Consider the following 1,088-nt stretch of genomic DNA (forward strand, 5'->3'; position numbering starts at 1 on the left):
CCCATGAAACGAAAACTGGGCGGCTGCTTCGCTCGCAGCCGCGCTTGCATCGTATCGGGCCTGAATGATGCCGGCCGCCTTTTCGTCACCCGTCAACCTCTCCCCCTGCCCGCTCCTGAGAACTACGACGCCTTTAACGGTCATTGAATCGTCGTCGTTCTTCTCGACGGCATAGGCAAAGCGCCGATCGGCAAAACCGCTCGCAAGGCTGCTTCCCACCAGCTCATGCATCTCATCATCGGACGCGAAAGCAGTCGCTGCGATCTCCACGGTGAAACTGCCGATGTCCCGGCTCTCAGCTCGGTTCTGAAACAGATGATCCCAATCGGCGCGGATGCCGGCAAGATCCTCACGGCTTCGGATGCGCTCGCCGTTTTCGTTCTCTACGGACAGCTCGCCACCGCGCGATACGTAATTCAGCATCGCCCCGACCCGCGCCCCGCCGCCATAGGATGCCATTTTGACAACGGCCGGCTGGCTGCCCTGCGCCACTGCCGCAAGCCGGACTTGCATCGGCCGCGCCGCCGTCGACGCTTTTGCCGCCGTGCCGTGAATACTCTTCGACGCTGCGTGACGCGTCTTCGGCGTGGCGCGGCCGCCACCTCCGCCGCTACCAGTTGCGCCAAGCTCGGCCAGCGCCTTCATGCGCCGCCGCAATTCTTCCTCGGCCGTAGATCGTCGCCCGCCAAGCGATAGCTCATGCAGCAGCGCCGCGCGCCGCTGCTCCCATTCGCTGGTGAATGCGCCGAAGAAGAGTTCCAACGCCTACCCCTCCCCTCGCCGCTTGTGCCCGGCGCGCTTGGATAACCAACGCAGCTCGGTCATGACGGCCGCCTGGACGCGCTGCAAGTGCGCCAGGTTGATGTCGAGCTCGCTCGGATGAACGCTCTTGCCGCTGTTTATCGATCGCGCGACCTGGTTCAGGTTGACGCCGATCGCGCGCATGTCCTCCAGCAACAGCGCCATGATGGCGCGATCCTCTTGCGTAAGGATCGGCCGGACCCCGGCGCCTTCCAAAATCAGCGACCGGAAAAATCCGGAAACCGTCATGTCGGCCGCCTGGGCGGCTTTCTCGATCGCTGCATACT

General features: G+C 63.7%; 1 protein-coding gene and 1 pseudogene. Both read right to left on the bottom strand.

The window, feature by feature from the left end; genetic code table 11:
• Positions 1 to 762: pseudogene (locus tag EOA86_RS35785) on the bottom strand (conjugal transfer protein TraA); the annotation flags it as partial.
• 3 nt (positions 763 to 765) lie between these two features.
• Positions 766 to 1,088 (bottom strand): plasmid mobilization relaxosome protein MobC (gene mobC / locus EOA86_RS35790; RefSeq protein ID WP_128345752.1); only part of this gene is annotated, 323 nt, incomplete at its 5' end.

This window comes from Mesorhizobium sp. M5C.F.Ca.IN.020.32.2.1, assembly GCF_004023105.1.
Classification (GTDB): Bacteria; Pseudomonadota; Alphaproteobacteria; order Rhizobiales; family Rhizobiaceae; genus Mesorhizobium; species Mesorhizobium wenxiniae.